This window comes from Streptomyces sp. NPDC127068, assembly GCF_042724695.1.
Classification (GTDB): domain Bacteria; phylum Actinomycetota; class Actinomycetes; order Streptomycetales; family Streptomycetaceae; genus Streptomyces.
Map to the genome: position 1 here is coordinate 141782 of NZ_JBHXEN010000013.1, position 15254 is coordinate 157035.

Here is a 15254-nt window from a genome sequence, read left to right on the forward strand (position 1 = left end):
CGATGAACACATGTCCGAAATCCGGTACTCAGCCCCTCCGCAACCGTCTGACGCCCCGGCCCGGCCGGGCGAACCGGCGGCGGGGGCGGCACCCCCGCGACGCGCGCGCAATCCGCTGCTCGACGTCCTGCGGGGCGCGGCCATCCTGGGCACGTTGGCGACCAACGTCTGGATCTTCGCCACCCCCGGCTCCGAGGGCGGAGTGGCCTCGAACATGGGCGGCTCGTTCGCCTCGTTCGGGGACGGCGTCGAGAGCGTGGTGCGGCTGTTGGCGAACGGCAAGTTCCTGTCCCTGCTGACCGTGCTGTTCGGGGTGGGCCTCGCCATCCAGTACGCGTCGGCGGCGCGGCGCGGGCAGCCCTGGCCGGGTCCGTACCGGTGGCGGGCGCTGTTCCTGTTCGCCGAGGGGACCGTGCACTTCCTGCTGGTCTTCGCCTGGGACGTGCTGATGGGGTACGCGGTCACCGCGCTGTTGGTGGCCTGGTTGCTGGCCCGTTCGCAGAAGGTCCAGGACCGGGTGATGTGGTGGGCCCTGGGTCTGCACCTGACGCTGATGGCGGTGCTGACGGTCGGCCTGTCCGCGCAGGGGGAAGAGGACACCGAGACCGGCCAGGACGTGATCGACGTGTACGCGCACGGGAGTTGGGCCGACCAGATCGGGTACCGGCTCGACAACGTGCTGGTCCTGCGGCTGGAGCCGGTGCTCTCGTTCGGGCTGCTGGTGTTCCTGTTCCTGCTGGGCGTGCGGCTGTTCCGGGCGGGCGCGTTCGGCGACGACGAGACCGGTCGCCGCATCCGGACCCGGTTGCTGCGCTGGGGCCTCGGGATCGGCCTGCCGCTGTCGGTGCTGCTGCCGGTGGCCGGCTCCGGCTTCTTCCTGCTGGACCGGTACGTCGCCGGGCCGCTGACGGCACTCGGCTACCTGGGGCTCGTCGGCTGGCTCACCGACCGGGCCACCCGGGCCGGGCGGACGGGCCCGCTGCTGCACGGCCTCACCTCCGTCGGCCGGACCGCCCTGTCGGGGTACGTGCTCCAGAACGTGTTGTGCATGCTCGCCGCGTACGGGATCGGCCTCGGCCTGACGCACCGGCTCGGTGACGGCTGGTGGCCGTGGTGGCCGCTGGCGCTGTGGACGGTGGTGTGCGCGGTGCTGATGGTCGGCTCGACGCTGTGGCTGCGGCGCTTCTCGACGGGCCCCCTGGAGTCGTTCCAGCGGTGGGTGCTGCGCCGGTGACACCCCGACCCGTACGGGAGTGACTTCACGACACCGTGCGGGTACGGCGACCGGGGCTGGGTATGCCTGTCGCGGGATCGGGATCGGGGGGCGTGCTCACCGGGAGGGGTGTCATGCGTCAGCTCACGGGGCTGTCGGCAGTTCGCATGCTGGAGGGGTACCGGACGGGCGAGTTCAGCCCCGTCGAGGTGACGGAGGCGGTGCTGCGGCGCGCCGAGGAGATCCAGCCGGCGGTGAACGCCTTCGTCCGGATCGACGCCGAACGGGCGCTCGACGCGGCGCGGGCGTCGACCCGGCGGTGGCGACGGGGGGAGCCGGTCGGGCTGCTGGACGGGATACCGGTGACCGTCAAGGACCTGCTGCCGGAGCACGGGGTGCCCACCCTGCGGGGCTCGCACTCGGTCGACCCGGCGGCGCGGCTGGCCGATCCGGACGCCCCCGCGGTGGCGCGGCTGCGCGAACACGGGGCGGTGTTCACCGGGCGGACGACGACCCCGGAGTTCGGTTGGAAGGCGGTGACGGACTCCCCGCTCACCGGGATCACCCGCAACCCGTACGACCCGGGCCGGACCTCCGGGGGCTCCAGCGGCGGGAGCGCCGCGGCCCTCGCGGCGGGCGCCGGCCCGCTGTCGGTCGGGACGGACGGCGGCGGCAGCATCCGCATCCCGGCCGCGTTCTGCGGTGTCGTCGGGCTGAAGCCGACGCACGGGGTGGTGCCCTCGTACCCGCCGAGCGCGTTCGGGACCCTGGCGCAGGTGGGCCCGATGGCCCGGGACGCGGCGGACGCCGCGCTGCTGCTGGACGTGCTGAGCGGCGCCGACCCGCGCGACTGGTGCGCCGCGCGCCCGGCCCCCGGCGGCTTCCGCGGGCCGGCCGCCGTGGAGGGGGTGCGCGGCCTGCGGGTCGCGTTCTCGCCGACGCTCGGCGGACAGGTCGCCGTGCGCCCGGGCGTCGCCGCGGCGGTGCGGCGCGCGGTGGAGGGCCTGGCGGGGCTCGGCGCGTACGTCGAGGAGGCCGATCCGGACCTCGCCGACCCGGTGGACGCCTTCCACACCCTGTGGTTCAGCGGCACCGCACACCTGACCAGGGCGCTGAGCCCCGCACAGGTCGCCCGGCTCGACCCGGGGCTGCGGGAGGCCCGGGCCGCGGGGGCGGCGCTCTCCGCACGGGACTACCTGGCCGCCACGGACGTCCGGGCGGAACTCGGCCGCCGGATGGGCCTGTTCCACCGGACGTACGACGTACTGGTCACCCCCACCCTGCCGGTGACCGCCTTCACGGCGGGGGTGGAGGTCCCCCCGGGCAGCGGGTCGCGCCGCTGGACGGGCTGGACCCCGTTCACGTATCCGTTCAACATGACCACCCAGCCCGCGGCGACCGTACCCGTGGGGCTGGACGCGGACGGGCTGCCGGTGGGGCTCCAGATCGTGGCCGCCCGGTTCGCCGACGAGACGGTGCTGCGCCTGGCGAACGCCCTGTTCGAGGCGGGTGTCGCCGGGGTTCCGGCGCCCGCGCTGCCGGGTGCCCCCGCGCACGCGCCGGAGCGGACACCGGACCTCGCGGCGGGCTGACGGGACGCGCCCCGGCACTCGGATGGCTGACGGCCACCGGGTGCGGGGCGTGATCTGGCCCGCATAAGTCGCTCGGGGGCGGGTAGCCGCGCGCAATGGCTCCACGACTGCGAGACGACTCAGCGAACAGACGCGTGCCAGATCCCGGTATCGCCGACGGCGGCGCCCGGCCGGCCCCGATACCGGGGGCCGGCGCCGGGCCCCGACCGCGCCGGAGGTCCCTGCTCATCGGGGCGGCGGTCCTGGGCACGGCCGGGGCGCTCGGCGCCGCGGGCTGCTCCCGGGTGCCCACCGGCGACACCCTGGCCCGACTGAAGTCCCAGGGCACCGTACGGCTGGGCATCGCGGGCGAGGTGCCCTACGGATACATCGACGAGGACGGCGAGTTCACCGGGGAGGCGGTGGAACTGGCCAAGGTCATCTTCAAACGGCTGGGGGTGGCCAAGGTCCAGCCCGTGGCCACCGACTTCGGCTCGCTCATCCCGGGCCTGAAGACCCAGCAGTTCGACGTGGTCTCGGCCGGGATGTACATCAACAAGGAGCGCTGCCAGCAGGTCATCTTCTCCGACCCCGAGTACCAGATGCTCGACTCGTTCATCGTCCGCAAGGGCAACCCGCTGGGGCTGCGCAGCTACGAGGACGTGATCGGGAAGAAGGCCAGGTTCGGCACCGGCTCCGGGTACGCGCAGAGCGGCTACGCGGTCGCGGCCGGGTACGCGCAGAAGGACGTCGTGGTGCTCCAGGACGGGGTGGCCGGGTTGAACGCGGTGGAGTCCGGTCGGATCGACGTGTTCGGCGGGACCGCGCTGACCACCCGGGAGGTGACCCGCAAGAGCAGCCGGGCCGAGGCCACCGAACCGTTCGCCCCGGTGGTGGACGGGGAGGAACGCGTCGACGGGGGCGGCTTCACGTTCCGGCCCACCGACACCTCGTTGCGGGACGCCTTCAACGTCGAGATCCACCGGATGAAGGACAGCGGGGAGCTCCTGCGCATCATGCGGCCGTTCGGGTTCACCGAGGCGGAGATGACGGAACTGACCGCCGAGGAGCTGTGCTCATGACCGCCGGACTCTGGCAGCACTGGGTACTGCCCGGCATCTGGACCACCCTCCAACTGACGCTGTACAGCGCGGCCCTGGCGACCGCGGTCGCCTTCGGGATCGGCATCGCCCGCACCCACCGGCTCAAGACCGTGCGCTTCCTGGCCGGCTTCTACACGGAGGTCTTCCGGGGCACCTCGGCGCTGGTGCTGATGTTCTGGCTGTTCTTCGTGCTGCCGCAGCTCGTGGGCTGGTCGCTGGTGCCGATGTGGGCGGCGGTGCTGGCGCTGGGCCTGTCCTACGGGGCCTACGGCGCCGAGGTCGTGCGGGGCGCGCTGAACGCGGTGGCCCCGGCGCAGCGCGAGGCGGGCGTGGCGCTCAGCTTCACGCCCTGGCAGCGGATGCGGTTGATCCTGCTGCCGCAGGCGGTGCCGGAGATGCTCCCGCCGTTCTCCAACCTGCTGATCGAACTGTTGAAGGGGACGGCCCTGGTGTCGCTGCTCGGGATCGGTGACGTGTCGTTCGCCGCCTATCTGGTCCGGCTCGCCACGCAGGACAGCGCACAGATCTACGCGATCACCCTGGTGATCTACTTCGTGATCGCGTTCGTCCTCGCCCGGGGCATGAAGGCGCTGGAGCGGCGGGCCCGGGCCGGTCTCGGCAAGGCGCCCGTCGCGGCGGGCACCAGCGGAGGTGCCGCATGAGCACGTACTCCACCACCGCCGCCGCCCAGGCCGACTCCTGGGACTGGCAGGCCGTCGTCGACTTCCTGCCGCACTTCTGGGAGGGGGTGCTCGTCACGCTCCAGGTGCTGGCGCTGGGCTCGCTGATCTCGTTCAGCCTGGGCCTGGTGTGGGCGGTGGCGCTGCGCGCGCCGACCCGGTTCGTGCGCTGGCCGGTCGGGATGCTGACCGAGTTCATCCGCAACACCCCGCTGCTGGTGCAGTTGTTCTTCCTGTTCTTCGTGCTCCCGGAGTGGGGCGTCCAGTTCTCCTCGCTGACCACCGGCATCATCGCGATCGGCGTGCACTACTCGACGTACACCGCCCAGGTCTACCGGGCCGGGATCGACGCGGTGCCGGTCGGACAGTGGGAGGCGGCCCGCGCGCTGAGCCTGTCGTACCGCAGGACGTGGACGGCCGTGATCCTGCCGCAGGCCGTGCGCAGGGTCGTCCCGGCCCTGGGCAACTACGTCATCGCGATGCTGAAGGACACCCCGCTGCTCGCCGGGATCGGGGTGCTGGAACTGCTCCAGCAGGCCCGCCTGGAAGCCTCGGACACCTTCCAGTACACCGAGGCGCTGACCGTCGTCGGGATCGCCTTCATCCTCATCGCCTATCCGTCCTCGCTGCTGATCCGATCCCTGGAGCGCCGCCTTGTCCACTGACGCGACCCCGACCCCGACCGATCCCACCCCGACCGGCCCCGCCGGGAACACCGCTTCGGCGGTGGAGGAACTGATCCGCTTCGAGGACGTCACCAAGCGCTTCGGGGGGACGACCGTCCTCGACCACCTCGACTTCTCGGTCGGGCGGGGCAAACACGTGACCCTGATCGGTCCGTCCGGCTCCGGCAAGACGACGATCCTGCGGCTGCTGATGACCCTGCTCAAGCCCGACGAGGGGCGCATCCGGGTGGGCGGGCGCTATCTGACCCACGAGGAGCGCGACGGCGAGCTGGTGCCGGCCCGCGAGAAGCACGTGCGGGAGGTCCGCAAGAACATCGGGATGGTGTTCCAGCAGTTCAACCTGTTCCCGAACATGAAGGTGCTGCGGAACATCACCGAGGCCCCGGTGACCGTGCTGGGCCTGTCCCGCGACGAGGCCGAGCAGCGCGGTCGGGAACTGCTCGACCTGGTCGGACTCGCGGACCGCTGCGACGCGTACCCCTCGCAGTTGTCGGGCGGGCAGCAGCAGCGGGTGGCCATCGCCCGGGCCCTGGCGATGCGCCCGCAGGTGCTGCTGTTGGACGAGGTGACCTCGGCGCTCGACCCGGAGTTGGTCGCGGGGGTGCTGGACGTGCTGCGGGACGTCGCCCGGACCACCGACATCACGATGCTGTGCGTGACCCACGAGATGTCGTTCGCCCGGGACATCTCCGACCAGGTGCTGATGTTCGACGGGGGGCGCGTGATCGAGTCGGGCCCGCCGGAGAAGATCTTCAGCGATCCGGAGCTGGACCGGACCCGGGAGTTCCTGAGCGCGGTGCTCTGAGGGGTCCGAGCCCCTGCGGTGACAGCGGCGATGACTACCCTGACGAGGGATTCGGGGCGTGCCATCGACATATGCCCTGAGGTTATCGCTGCTGCTCGGAGGGGTGTTCCGGCCGTCAACCCCCGGTGTCCATCTCGGCAAGTACCCCTTTCCCGGGGCGCGTCGAGGGCTATCGTGGAGGGTGCCCAGCAGCATGGCCCGGGACCGTCCAGGGGGACGCAGTGGCGCTTCAGCACGAGTCGACCGCGCCGTACCGCTCGGTGCAGCGCGCCCTGCGGGTGCTCGATCTCATCGCCCGACGTTCCGCCGGCGTCGGCGAGGCGGAGCTGGCCAGGGCGGCCGGACTCAGCGGCCCCCGACTGGCCGGACTGCTGCGGATGCTCCGCCGCGAGGGGTACGTCACCCAGTCCGCCGACGGCACGTACACCTCCGGTGAGGCGCTCGACCGCCTCGGGACGGGGCCGGGCGCGGGGCGGGCCCCCTTGCAGGACTCGCTGGACCGGCTGCGGGGCGACCTCGGCGCCGCGGTGTACGTCGGCCGGTACCAGGACGGCGAGATCCGGGTCCCGTACTGCGCCGACGGACCCGACACCCCGGCCGTGCACGAGTGGGTGGACTTCCGTTCGTCCGGCCACGCCAGCGCCATCGGCAAGTGCCTGGTCGGGCAGCTCGACGCGGAGGCCCGCAGCGACCACCTGTCCCGGCACCGGATGGCCCGGCTGACCTCCCGGACGATCACCCACGAGGGCCAGCTGCTGACCCGGTTCGCCGCCCAGCCCGCGACGGTGCCGGTGCTCGACCTCCAGGAGTACGCGGTCGGCACGGTGTGCGCGGCCGTTCCGCTGACGGCCGGCGCCACCGCGGGGTGCCTCGCCCTGTCGCTGCCGGTCGAGCAGACCCACCGGTTGCGGCCGGCCGCGGACGCCCTCAACCAGGCGGCGGCCTCGGTCCTGCTCGCCCTCACGCTGTGACCGCCCGCGCCCGGTCGGCCAGCCCTGTCGACCGGGCCGCTCGGCGGCGGTCGGCGGCCCTGGCCGGAGCACTCCCGTGGACCGGGTATTATTTTTCTCGTCAGCCGGCGCCGCTAGCTCAGTTGGTTAGAGCAGCTGACTCTTAATCAGCGGGTCCGGGGTTCGAGTCCCTGGCGGCGCACCACAGGCACTGCCTGACCTGGGCGTTCTTCCTTCGGGAAGGACGCCCAGCGGCGTTTGGCCACCTAGTGGCGGCCGGCTCGGGGGGCGAGGGTGCCCACGATCAGGTCGGTCAGCGCGGTGACCGCTTCGGCGGCGGTGGACCGGCCCCGGTTCAGCTCGACGGCGATCGCCTCGGCCGCCCCCAGCACGCCGGTGCAGCGCAGCCGAAGGGACTCGGCCGAGAGGTCGGAGTGCGGCGCGAGGGCAGCGGCCAGCACCCTCGTGTAGTCGTCGAGCAGCTCGCACTGGACCGTCTCCATCTCCGGGTCCCCCCGCAGCGCGGCGGAGACGGCGGTGAACTCCGGCATGTCGGTGGCGCAGGCGAAGTACGCGGCGCTCATGACGCGGGCGACCTCGTCGGCGGCGGGACCGGCAGCCCGCAAGGCCCGAGCGGTAGCGGCCCGGTGCCGTGCGTCGAGCCGCCGGTAGAGCGCGAGCAGGAGGCCGGGGCGGGTGTCGAAGTGGCCGTACACGATCGGCCTGCTCACTCCCGCCGCTTCCGCGAGGGTGGCCAGCGTCAGACCGTCGGCGCCCCGGGCGCGTACGACCGCCACGGCGGTGTCGAGCAACTGCTCCCGCCGGGCCTGCTTGGACAGTCGGGTCGTGATGGCCATGCCCCTTCCCCCTGGTGTCTGACTCCACGCTATGTTACAAAACGTAGGCTACAAAATGTAACTTCATGCATGGGGAGGAACCCACGGTGGGTCAACCGGAATCAGTACTGGTCCTGGGCGGTTCGGGCCAGGCGGGCACGACGGCCTCCGCCCTCCTGCGCCGATGGCACCCGGCACTGCCGCTGACGATCGCGGGTCGCGACATCGGCCGCGCCCAGCGGGTGGCCGACGATCTCGGCGCCGCCACGGCCGTCACCGTCGACCTGCGCCGCAGCGACCTCGGCCTGCCGGCCGAGCACCGCTACTCGGCGGTGGTCGCCGCGCTGTGGGACGACCGCCTGAACGGACTGCACTACGCACAGCACCACGGACTGCCGTACCTCAGCATCTCCAGCGGCCTGGTGGAGATCGCACCGGAGGTGGTCGCGGGCGCCCAGCGGGCGGACGCCTCGCCGATCCTGGTGGCCAGCCACTGGTGCGCGGGCAGCATCGTCCTCGCCGCGCTGGACTCGGCCCGGGAGTTCGCGCGGGTCGACAGCATCCGGATCGGCGCCCTCCTGGACGAACAGGACACCGGCGGGCCCGCGGGGACGGCGGATCTGGCACGCTGGTCCACCGCCACCTCGGCCGGGCTGGTACGCCGTGACGGTGTCTTCACCTGGGTCAACGGCCCCGACGCGCAGACGGACGTGACCGGTCTCGACGGCACCGTGTGGTCCGGTCAGAGCATCGCCATCCTCGACGTGCCGAGCCTCGCCCTCGCGACGGGCGCACCGGACGTCCGCTTCGACTTCGCCCTCGGCGAGTCCGCGGGCCGGCGTCGCGGCGAGCCGCCTTCCGTCGAGGTCCGGATCGACCTCGACGGAACGGATGCAGCGGGTGCACCGCTCCGTACGGTCCGTTACCTCGTCCACCCGGCGGGGCAGCGTCCCTTGACGGCACTCGGCATCGCCCTCGGTGTCGAACGCCTGATCGGCTTGCGCGGCGCAGCCGTTCCGCCGGGCGTCCACACCCCCGAGTCGTTGCTCGATCCGGAGTACGCGGTCGAGCGGCTGGTCGAGCTGGGCGCCACCTTCGTCGACGCACCCGGCGCCTGAACGCCGGAGGGCCAGCGCGGTCAGAAGTCGCCCATCGCGTCGCTGATCGTGGTCGCGACCACCATGAACCCCACGCAGAACGCGACGACGACCCCGCAGAACACCAGGATGCCGGTGGTGCCGAGGAGGTTCGCCGTACGGGACGGCTCCTGGGCGGTGGCCTTCTCGGGCCGCTCGGCGGTGTAGTGCACGGGGACGAAGTCGTCCTCGATGATGGTCCCGGGCAGGTCCTCCTCCTCGAACCGCACGGTGCGGCCCTCGGCGGTGGTGAACTCGAAGACGAAGTGGCGGACGGTCCGCGAGCCGCTGTCGCTGCGGTGCGTGCTCGTGTAGATCCGCAGGCACCGGGCCTCGGCGACCAGCCCGCTACTCCAAGCCTGGCTGCGTTCCCTGGCCCGGAGCACGGTCGTCACCGCAATGGCGACCGCCACGCCCGCGATGAGGAGTGGCGCTGCGTAGAAGAAGATCAATTCCATGAGGTCCCCCCGTATGAGTGTCGTGCACGCCACGCGGCCACGGGCGACGTGCGCGAACAGGCTAAGCGTGGGGGGTCACGGGGGGACCCCGGGATGGTACTAACCCTGAATCAGCGTCAGAACGTGACGTCCGAGCAGGCGTAGAAGGCGTTCGGGGTGTCGTTGACCGTCCACACCGCGAGGATCACGTGGTGCCCGGACTTGCCGGAGGGCACCTGCCCGGAGTGCGAGAGGGTCCACGGGGGACGCTGACCGTTGTACGGCACCGTCAGGAACGGGGTGGACTCCAGGGCGGACCGCGTCAGCGGAGCGTTCTGGTTCCAACCGTTCTTGGTGATGTAGTACTTGAAGTCGGTCGTGGCGTGCGCGGCGGTGAACTGCCAGCGGAAGTTGTAGCTCTGTCCGCCGGTCAGCTTGGTGGTGGGCCAGGCGCTTCCGTTGGGCTGGTTGGGCTGGTCGAGGGCGCTGAAGCCGCCGTTCCCGGCGGAACAGATCTTGCCGTCGGCCGGACCCTTCGCCGGGAAGCCCTTCAGGCCCTCGACGCTCTGCGGCTCGTACTGGATGGAACCGCAGCCCTTGACGATGCCGCCGTTCCCGCACGCCTTCTGCCGGCTGAGGGGCTGATCGGTGTATCCGTGGCTGCTGGCACCACCGGTGGAGAGCGTCATGGCTCCGACGGTGGCGAGTCCGAGCATGGCCGCGTACATCTTTTTTCGCATGCTGCCGCTCCTGGAGAACGTGGGGGTTCTGTGAGGCGTACGCACATTTTGCGGTCTAGACCAAGACTCAGGTTATGGGCGTTAGTTGAACATGTCCATACCAAGAACGGAAGGAATCCGGTCGCCTCGACTCCGTGATCCGGCCAGGGGTTCGGCGTTACGATCGCCGTCGGCCGCCACCCGATGACGCCCCCGGACAGCGGCCCGCACCCCGCCAACTGCCCCTCCACCAGGCGTTCGTGCCGGATGGCGCGGGGGTGTCCCGGCGTCGGCGGACGTCGATCGGTCGACGGTCCGCCCGCCGGCCCGGTAGGTCGCACGCGAAGTGATTCTCCCCGGTGACCACCCACCGGACCCGGGCCCCACCACGTACCGCGCGGCCACCGGCCCGGGCGCCCCGTGGTCGTAGTCGGGGACGTAGACGGGAACCCGAGCGGCCCCGCCGACGACCGTGGAAGGACCCGGGCGGTCGGTTTCCCCGCCCGCGCCGGCACCCCGCACCGCTACTGCGGGTCGCCGCCCCGGCCGGTGTAGAACGCCACGGTCAGGTCCTTCACCAGGGCCTTGCGCTCGTAGTCGTCGAGCTCGACCAGTCCCCGCACGGTGAGCCGGGTGACGGTGTCCTCGACGGAGTCGACCACCGAGGTCAGCACCGAGTCCCGGTGCTGTGCGTCGATCGCCGCGATCCGCCGCCGCTGCATCGCCGCGGCGACCTCCGGCGCGTACTCGATCCGGGTGGGCTGCGCCGAGAACACCTCGATGCCCACCGGCAGGGCGTCCGCCGCGATCCGTCGCGTCAACGCGTCCCCCACCGCTTCGGCGTCGCGCAGGGTCGGCGCGTCCTCGTGGAACGCGTCCGCCGGCAGCTGCGACAGCACCCGGGCCATCGCCGCCTCCACGCACTCGCGCAAGTACTCCTGGTGGTCCTCGACGGCCAGCGCGGCCCGTGCGGTGTCCCGGATGTGCCACACCACCAGCACCACCACCCGCAGCGCGACGCCGTGCGCGTCCACCGCCGGCATCGCCTCGCTGCGCCAGTGCCGCAGTCGTACGTCGACCCGGCGGCGCAACAGCAGCGGGTTCACCCACACCAGTCCGGTGCGCCGGATCGTGCCCCGGTACCGTCCGAAGAGGCTGAGCACCCACGCCTGGCCGACCCGACCGCGGGCGAGCCCGCCGAAGCCGAGCAGCGCGAGCGCCCCGGGCACCGCGATGACCGCCCAGTGCCCGACGCCCATCGGGCTGGCGGGTCCGGCGGCCCGGGTGCCCGAGCGGGAGGTGACGGCGTCCAGCGCCGTGCCGAGCGGTCCGGCGTCGGCCCCGTACGCGGGCAGTTCGAGCAGCCGGACGGCCTCGGTGGGCAGCGCGCCGGCCCACCACAGGCCGATGACCAGACCCGCGCACCCGGTGAAGCCGGCGAGCACGCCGAGCCATCCGGGCAGGGCGCGGCCCAGTCGTTCCACCAGCGCGGGATCGGGCAGCGGTACGGGCCGTTCGCCGTCCGCCCAGAGCGCGTCCGGCTTGGGCGCCCGTCCGGCGGCGGCGCCCTCGGCCCGTTCGGCCCGTTCGGCCCGCTCCGGGCGATCGGTCCGGGCGGCCCGGGCCGTCCGGACGGCGGCTGCGGCGCGGTCCCGGTCGCGGAGGGCGCCGGCGGGGGTCGTGGGCTGCTCGCCGGTGCCGCGGCGACGGCCCACCACCGCGGGGGCCGCCGGCACGGGGGTACCGGTGGCGTCCTCGCGGAACAGCAGGTGCACGGGGATCTCGGTGGTGGCCTCGTTGTGGATCAGCCGCTGGCGGGAGCCGGGTTCGTCGGACCGCACGGGTCGCTGGGCCGGGGAGGGCTGCGGGGGCTGGGGGGTCTTCGGTGACCGGGGGGTCACCGGGCGTGCGTCCGTCATGAGAAGAGTCGCCGCCAGGTCTCCGGGCCCGGGTATCCGTCGGCTTCCGTGCCGCGCCAGCCCTGGGCGCGCTGGAACGACTCCACGTTGCGCCGGTCGCTCTCGCTCCAGCGCGGGCCCGGGCCCTGCGCGTAGTGCCGGCCGAACCCCTTCCGCTTGAGTTGTTTGCCCAGCTGGGTGACGTGCGGGTTGTTCTGACCGGGGCGGAAGTGCCCCCGGCCGGGGAACGCCGGACTGCCGCCCTGGCCCGGGTTCTGGACCGAGCCGCCCGGACGCGAGCCGCCCGTTCCGCCCGTCGTCCCGGTCCCGGGGATGTCCCGGCCCTTGCCGCGCACCAGGTAGTCCCAGGTCTTCGGGCCCGGGATGCCGTCGGCGGCCGAGCCCTTCCAGCCCTGGGCCTGCTGGAACGCGCGGGTGGCCCGCAGGTCGGCGTCGCTCCAGCGCGGGCCGGGTCCGCCGCGGTAGAAGCGGGAGCCGCCGCGGTCCCTGAGCATCCGCCCCAGCTCGGTGACGTGCCGGTTGTGGGCGCCCGGCCCGAACTTGTCCGCGCCGGGGAACGCCGTGCTGCCGGGCGGGATGCTGCCGGTCGGCCCGGAGGAACCGCCGCCGGACTGCACCCCGCGGTAGCGGTAGGGGATGTAGTTGTTGGCGTTGTTCCAGTACGGGTACGGCGTCGAGCGCTTGATGGCCTTCGGCGGGGTCTGCTCGTAGGCGATGTAGTGGCTACGGGTGTAGTCGGTCCAGCCGCCGAAGATCGTGACGTGCGAGCCCGAACCGGGGTTGGACGGATTGTGGAACAGCAGCATGTCGCCCGGCTGGAGCTCGGCCTTGGTGATCCGGACGGCGAAGCCGGCGAGGCTCCCGGTCCACTGGTTGCTGCCGAGGCCCCAGGCCATCGAGACGAAACCCGAACAGTCCTGTCGGTACCCGTCGGACCAGTACTTGGACATGCTGTACGGGACCTTGGCGTTGACCCAGGTCTTGGCCCGGTTGATGATCTCGGCCCGGGTGACGGCCGGGAAGTTCGTCGCGGCCGGCGTGGCGGTCGGCGTGGCGGTCGGCTCGGGCGAGGTCGCGGGACCGTACAGCGGGCCGGCGGTGCCCTGCGGGGTCCCGGCCGGCTCCTCGGCGTCCCCGCTGCCGGGGGCGTACGGGACCCCGGGACCGCCGGGGTCGCCCACGGGGGCGGGGGTCGGCCCGGGCAGCAGCGACCCGACGCCGCCGAGCAGCGCGGACCCGCCGGCCGGGTGCCCCGAGCCGAGCGGGCGGTACTCGGCCGCCACCGCGGTCAGCTGCGATCCGCTGAGCACCGTCCCGGCCGCCGCGGCGAGGACCACCGCCTGTCGTCGGGCGCCGTGCGCCGCCGGACTGCCGCCGAGCCGGACCGGCAGACCGCGGGCCCGGGCCCGCCTCCGGTCGGCACAGCCCGGACAGTCGCAGTCGCTCGCGGGCGCCACCTCTTCGAATACGGGAGCGTCCATTCGATTCCCCTCACACACCGGAATTGACCTCCGCGCGCATCCGCACAGGGCGTCAGCTTCTCAACTGTCCGGACATATCGCACGTTGACTGCCCAAATGATGCACAGTCAGACATACAATATTTCAACCCCTTGAGGGTACGTCAGATTCCACCCGTACTCCGCGTTCGGGCAACCAGCCACACAAGGGTCAAAAGTCACCAGCGGGCAGGGTTGCTCCAGAAGGTACAAGTGTGATCAAGTGATTACGGAAACGGTGGTACGCACCGATCACACCCGGAACTCCCCGCTCCGGACCGGTCGCGCGCCCCGCTCCACCCATGGCCCCGGACATCCCCCGTCCGGGAGCCGGACCCGCACCCCACCCCCGGGACCGGACACCCCCCGTCCGGAACGCGCGGATCCGGCGCTGCCGGCCCCGGGGCTCCCCCGCCCCGGGGCCGCACCACCCGACGTGATCCCGGTCACGCGCGGGGGCCGGGGGCGGCACGGCCTCCGCCGCTCCCGGCCCCGAGCGGGGTTCCGGAGCACTCCGGGACATCGGGTAGAGTTGTCCAGGTCAGCACGCGCCGCTAGCTCAGTTGGTTAGAGCAGCTGACTCTTAATCAGCGGGTCCGGGGTTCGAGTCCCTGGCGGCGCACAGACACGTGAAGCCCTCCGGCGAGCCGGGGGGCTTTTCGCTGTCCGGGACCCCCGGGCGCCCGGCCGCTACGGTGACCCCCATGGCGCGCGACATCCAGGAGCGGATCAAGAAACTCATCATCGACCGGCGACTGCGTTCCGGTGCGGTGCTGCCCACGGAGCCCGAACTGATGGAGCTGCTCGGCGTCAGCCGCAACTCCGTCCGCGAGGCCCTCAAAGGACTCCAGGCCATGGGGATCGTGGAGATCCGGCACGGCTTCGGCACGTATGTCGGACCCATGTCGATGGCTCCCATGATGGAGGGGCTCGTCTTCCGTACCGTCGCCGGGCACTACCGGGGCGAGGCGAGCCTGCTCCAGCTCCTCGAAGTGCGCGCGGCGCTGGAGACCGGGCTCGTCTCCCGGCTCGCGGGGCGGTTGCCCGCGGGGGACCTCGCCGAGCTGGAGGTCCTGGCCGATCGCATGGACGCGCTCGCTGCGGAGGGGGCGTCCCTGTTCGAGACGGACCGTGCGTTCCACGCCGCGCTGTACCGGGGGCTCGGGAACCTGTTGCTCGGTGAGGTGCTCGAAGCGTTCTGGGACGCGTTCCACCGGGTGCGGACGGATCTGGTGGACGTTCCGCAGGATCCGCGGGTGACCTGTCGGCAGCACCGGGAGATCCTTGATGCGGTGCGGTCCGGGGACGTGTTGCGGGCGGAGCGGGCCATCCAGGACCACTTTGGGCACGTTCGTGATCGGTTGGCTGCGACGGTCGGCTCCGCTTGAGCGGTTCCTCGGTGCGTTCACCTGGCGGTGCGGTGTCCCGTGCGGGTGCGTGGTGGTGACCCGCGCAGTTCCCCGCGCCCCTTCGGTACGTCCCGCTGGGCCTGCGCGGTTCACCGCGGGTGCGCTGTGGCCTTGCGCAGTTCCCCGCGCCCCCTGTCGGGGCGTCCAGCTCCCGTGCGGGGTCCAGCTCCCCTATCGGGGCGTCCCGCTGGGGCTGCGTCGTGGCTGGTCGCGCAGTTCCGCTGCCGGTCACCCCGCACTCGGGCGACCAGCGCCTCATGGACGCCCTGCCGCCTGAGCGCCGATTCGAAGG

14 protein-coding genes and 2 tRNA genes are annotated in these 15254 nt (G+C 72.4%); 11 read left to right on the forward strand and 5 right to left on the reverse strand.

The features are described from left to right. Positions 1-10: 10 nt before the first annotated feature. The 8 genes from ACFWIA_RS11025 (at position 11) to ACFWIA_RS11060 (ending at position 7213) form a co-directional block, all read left to right on the forward strand. A complete protein-coding gene (locus ACFWIA_RS11025; RefSeq protein ID WP_387002587.1) occupies positions 11-1234 on the forward strand; it encodes a DUF418 domain-containing protein in 1224 nt (407 codons plus the stop codon). Between the two features lie 113 nt (positions 1235-1347). Beyond that, a complete protein-coding gene (locus tag ACFWIA_RS11030) occupies positions 1348-2805 on the forward strand; it encodes an amidase (RefSeq protein ID WP_387002589.1) in 1458 nt (485 codons plus the stop codon). A 95-nt stretch (positions 2806-2900) separates the two neighbouring features. Then, positions 2901-3866, forward strand: coding sequence for an ectoine/hydroxyectoine ABC transporter substrate-binding protein EhuB (gene ehuB, locus ACFWIA_RS11035; protein ID WP_387002591.1), 966 nt, complete (start codon positions 2901-2903; stop codon positions 3864-3866). Then, positions 3863-4549, forward strand: coding sequence for an ectoine/hydroxyectoine ABC transporter permease subunit EhuC (ehuC, locus tag ACFWIA_RS11040; RefSeq protein WP_387002593.1), 687 nt, complete (start codon positions 3863-3865; stop codon positions 4547-4549). Before ehuB ends, ehuC begins: the two co-directional genes overlap by 4 nt. Beyond that, on the forward strand, positions 4546-5232 hold the full coding sequence (ehuD, locus tag ACFWIA_RS11045; RefSeq protein ID WP_387002595.1) for an ectoine/hydroxyectoine ABC transporter permease subunit EhuD: 687 nt from the start codon (positions 4546-4548) through the stop codon (positions 5230-5232). The genes ehuC and ehuD overlap by 4 nt, the downstream gene beginning before the upstream one ends. Next, positions 5222-6058: an ectoine/hydroxyectoine ABC transporter ATP-binding protein EhuA gene (ehuA, locus tag ACFWIA_RS11050; RefSeq protein WP_387002597.1), complete on the forward strand. Its 837-nt coding sequence runs from the start codon at positions 5222-5224 to the stop codon at positions 6056-6058. Before ehuD ends, ehuA begins: the two co-directional genes overlap by 11 nt. Before the next feature lie 221 nt (positions 6059-6279). After that, the gene (locus tag ACFWIA_RS11055) at positions 6280-7029 is read left to right on the forward strand and encodes an IclR family transcriptional regulator (protein WP_387002599.1); all 750 of its coding nucleotides are present in this window, start codon (positions 6280-6282) and stop codon (positions 7027-7029) included. Between the two features lie 107 nt (positions 7030-7136). Then, positions 7137-7213, forward strand: a tRNA-Lys gene (locus ACFWIA_RS11060). 61 nt (positions 7214-7274) lie between these two features. Here ACFWIA_RS11060 and ACFWIA_RS11065 read toward each other — a convergent pair. Continuing rightward, entirely contained in the window at positions 7275-7865 is a 591-nt protein-coding gene (locus tag ACFWIA_RS11065) for a TetR/AcrR family transcriptional regulator (RefSeq protein ID WP_387002601.1), read from the reverse strand. Positions 7866-7930: 65 nt separating this feature from the next. Here ACFWIA_RS11065 and ACFWIA_RS11070 point away from each other — a divergent pair, with 65 nt between their 5' ends. After that, a complete protein-coding gene (locus ACFWIA_RS11070) occupies positions 7931-8962 on the forward strand; it encodes a saccharopine dehydrogenase (protein ID WP_387002603.1) in 1032 nt (343 codons plus the stop codon). A gap of 20 nt (positions 8963-8982) precedes the next feature. Here the strand turns inward: ACFWIA_RS11070 and ACFWIA_RS11075 are convergent, their stop codons facing one another. The 4 genes from ACFWIA_RS11075 to ACFWIA_RS11090 form a co-directional block, all read right to left on the reverse strand. Beyond that, a complete protein-coding gene (locus ACFWIA_RS11075) occupies positions 8983-9438 on the reverse strand; it encodes a DUF3592 domain-containing protein (protein ID WP_387002604.1) in 456 nt (151 codons plus the stop codon). Between the two features lie 116 nt (positions 9439-9554). Further along, on the reverse strand, positions 9555-10157 hold the full coding sequence (locus ACFWIA_RS11080; RefSeq protein WP_387002606.1) for a lytic polysaccharide monooxygenase: 603 nt from the start codon (positions 10155-10157) through the stop codon (positions 9555-9557). A 503-nt stretch (positions 10158-10660) separates the two neighbouring features. Beyond that, positions 10661-12055, reverse strand: coding sequence for an SPFH domain-containing protein (locus tag ACFWIA_RS11085; protein WP_387002608.1), 1395 nt, complete (start codon positions 12053-12055; stop codon positions 10661-10663). Further along, positions 12052-13536: a peptidoglycan-binding protein gene (locus tag ACFWIA_RS11090; protein WP_387002610.1), complete on the reverse strand. Its 1485-nt coding sequence runs from the start codon at positions 13534-13536 to the stop codon at positions 12052-12054. Before ACFWIA_RS11090 ends, ACFWIA_RS11085 begins: the two co-directional genes overlap by 4 nt. A gap of 565 nt (positions 13537-14101) precedes the next feature. On the opposite strand from ACFWIA_RS11090, the gene ACFWIA_RS11095 reads away from it, so the two are divergent. Both ACFWIA_RS11095 and ACFWIA_RS11100 read left to right on the forward strand, forming a co-directional pair. Further along, a tRNA-Lys gene (locus tag ACFWIA_RS11095) sits at positions 14102-14175 on the forward strand. An 82-nt stretch (positions 14176-14257) separates the two neighbouring features. After that, complete coding sequence (locus ACFWIA_RS11100; RefSeq protein ID WP_387002612.1) at positions 14258-14941, forward strand: FadR/GntR family transcriptional regulator; 684 nt, start codon at positions 14258-14260, stop codon at positions 14939-14941. Positions 14942-15254: the final 313 nt, after the last annotated feature.

What these genes read in the sequence shown, in the direction of transcription:
- ACFWIA_RS11025 (WP_387002587.1), top strand. Translation starts at nt 11, where the DNA reads ATGTCCGAAATCCGGTACTCAGCCCCTCCGCAACCGTCTGACGCCCCG.
- ACFWIA_RS11030 (WP_387002589.1), top strand. Translation starts at nt 1,348, where the DNA reads ATGCGTCAGCTCACGGGGCTGTCGGCAGTTCGCATGCTGGAGGGGTAC.
- ehuB (WP_387002591.1), top strand. Translation starts at nt 2,901, where the DNA reads ATGGCTCCACGACTGCGAGACGACTCAGCGAACAGACGCGTGCCAGAT.
- ehuC (WP_387002593.1), top strand. Translation starts at nt 3,863, where the DNA reads ATGACCGCCGGACTCTGGCAGCACTGGGTACTGCCCGGCATCTGGACC.
- ehuD (WP_387002595.1), top strand. Translation starts at nt 4,546, where the DNA reads ATGAGCACGTACTCCACCACCGCCGCCGCCCAGGCCGACTCCTGGGAC.
- ACFWIA_RS11065 (WP_387002601.1), bottom strand. Translation starts at nt 7,865, where the DNA reads ATGGCCATCACGACCCGACTGTCCAAGCAGGCCCGGCGGGAGCAGTTG.
- ACFWIA_RS11070 (WP_387002603.1), top strand. Translation starts at nt 7,931, where the DNA reads ATGCATGGGGAGGAACCCACGGTGGGTCAACCGGAATCAGTACTGGTC.
- ACFWIA_RS11075 (WP_387002604.1), bottom strand. Translation starts at nt 9,438, where the DNA reads ATGGAATTGATCTTCTTCTACGCAGCGCCACTCCTCATCGCGGGCGTG.
- ACFWIA_RS11080 (WP_387002606.1), bottom strand. Translation starts at nt 10,157, where the DNA reads ATGCGAAAAAAGATGTACGCGGCCATGCTCGGACTCGCCACCGTCGGA.
- ACFWIA_RS11085 (WP_387002608.1), bottom strand. Translation starts at nt 12,055, where the DNA reads ATGACGGACGCACGCCCGGTGACCCCCCGGTCACCGAAGACCCCCCAG.
- ACFWIA_RS11090 (WP_387002610.1), bottom strand. Translation starts at nt 13,536, where the DNA reads ATGGACGCTCCCGTATTCGAAGAGGTGGCGCCCGCGAGCGACTGCGAC.
- ACFWIA_RS11100 (WP_387002612.1), top strand. Translation starts at nt 14,258, where the DNA reads ATGGCGCGCGACATCCAGGAGCGGATCAAGAAACTCATCATCGACCGG.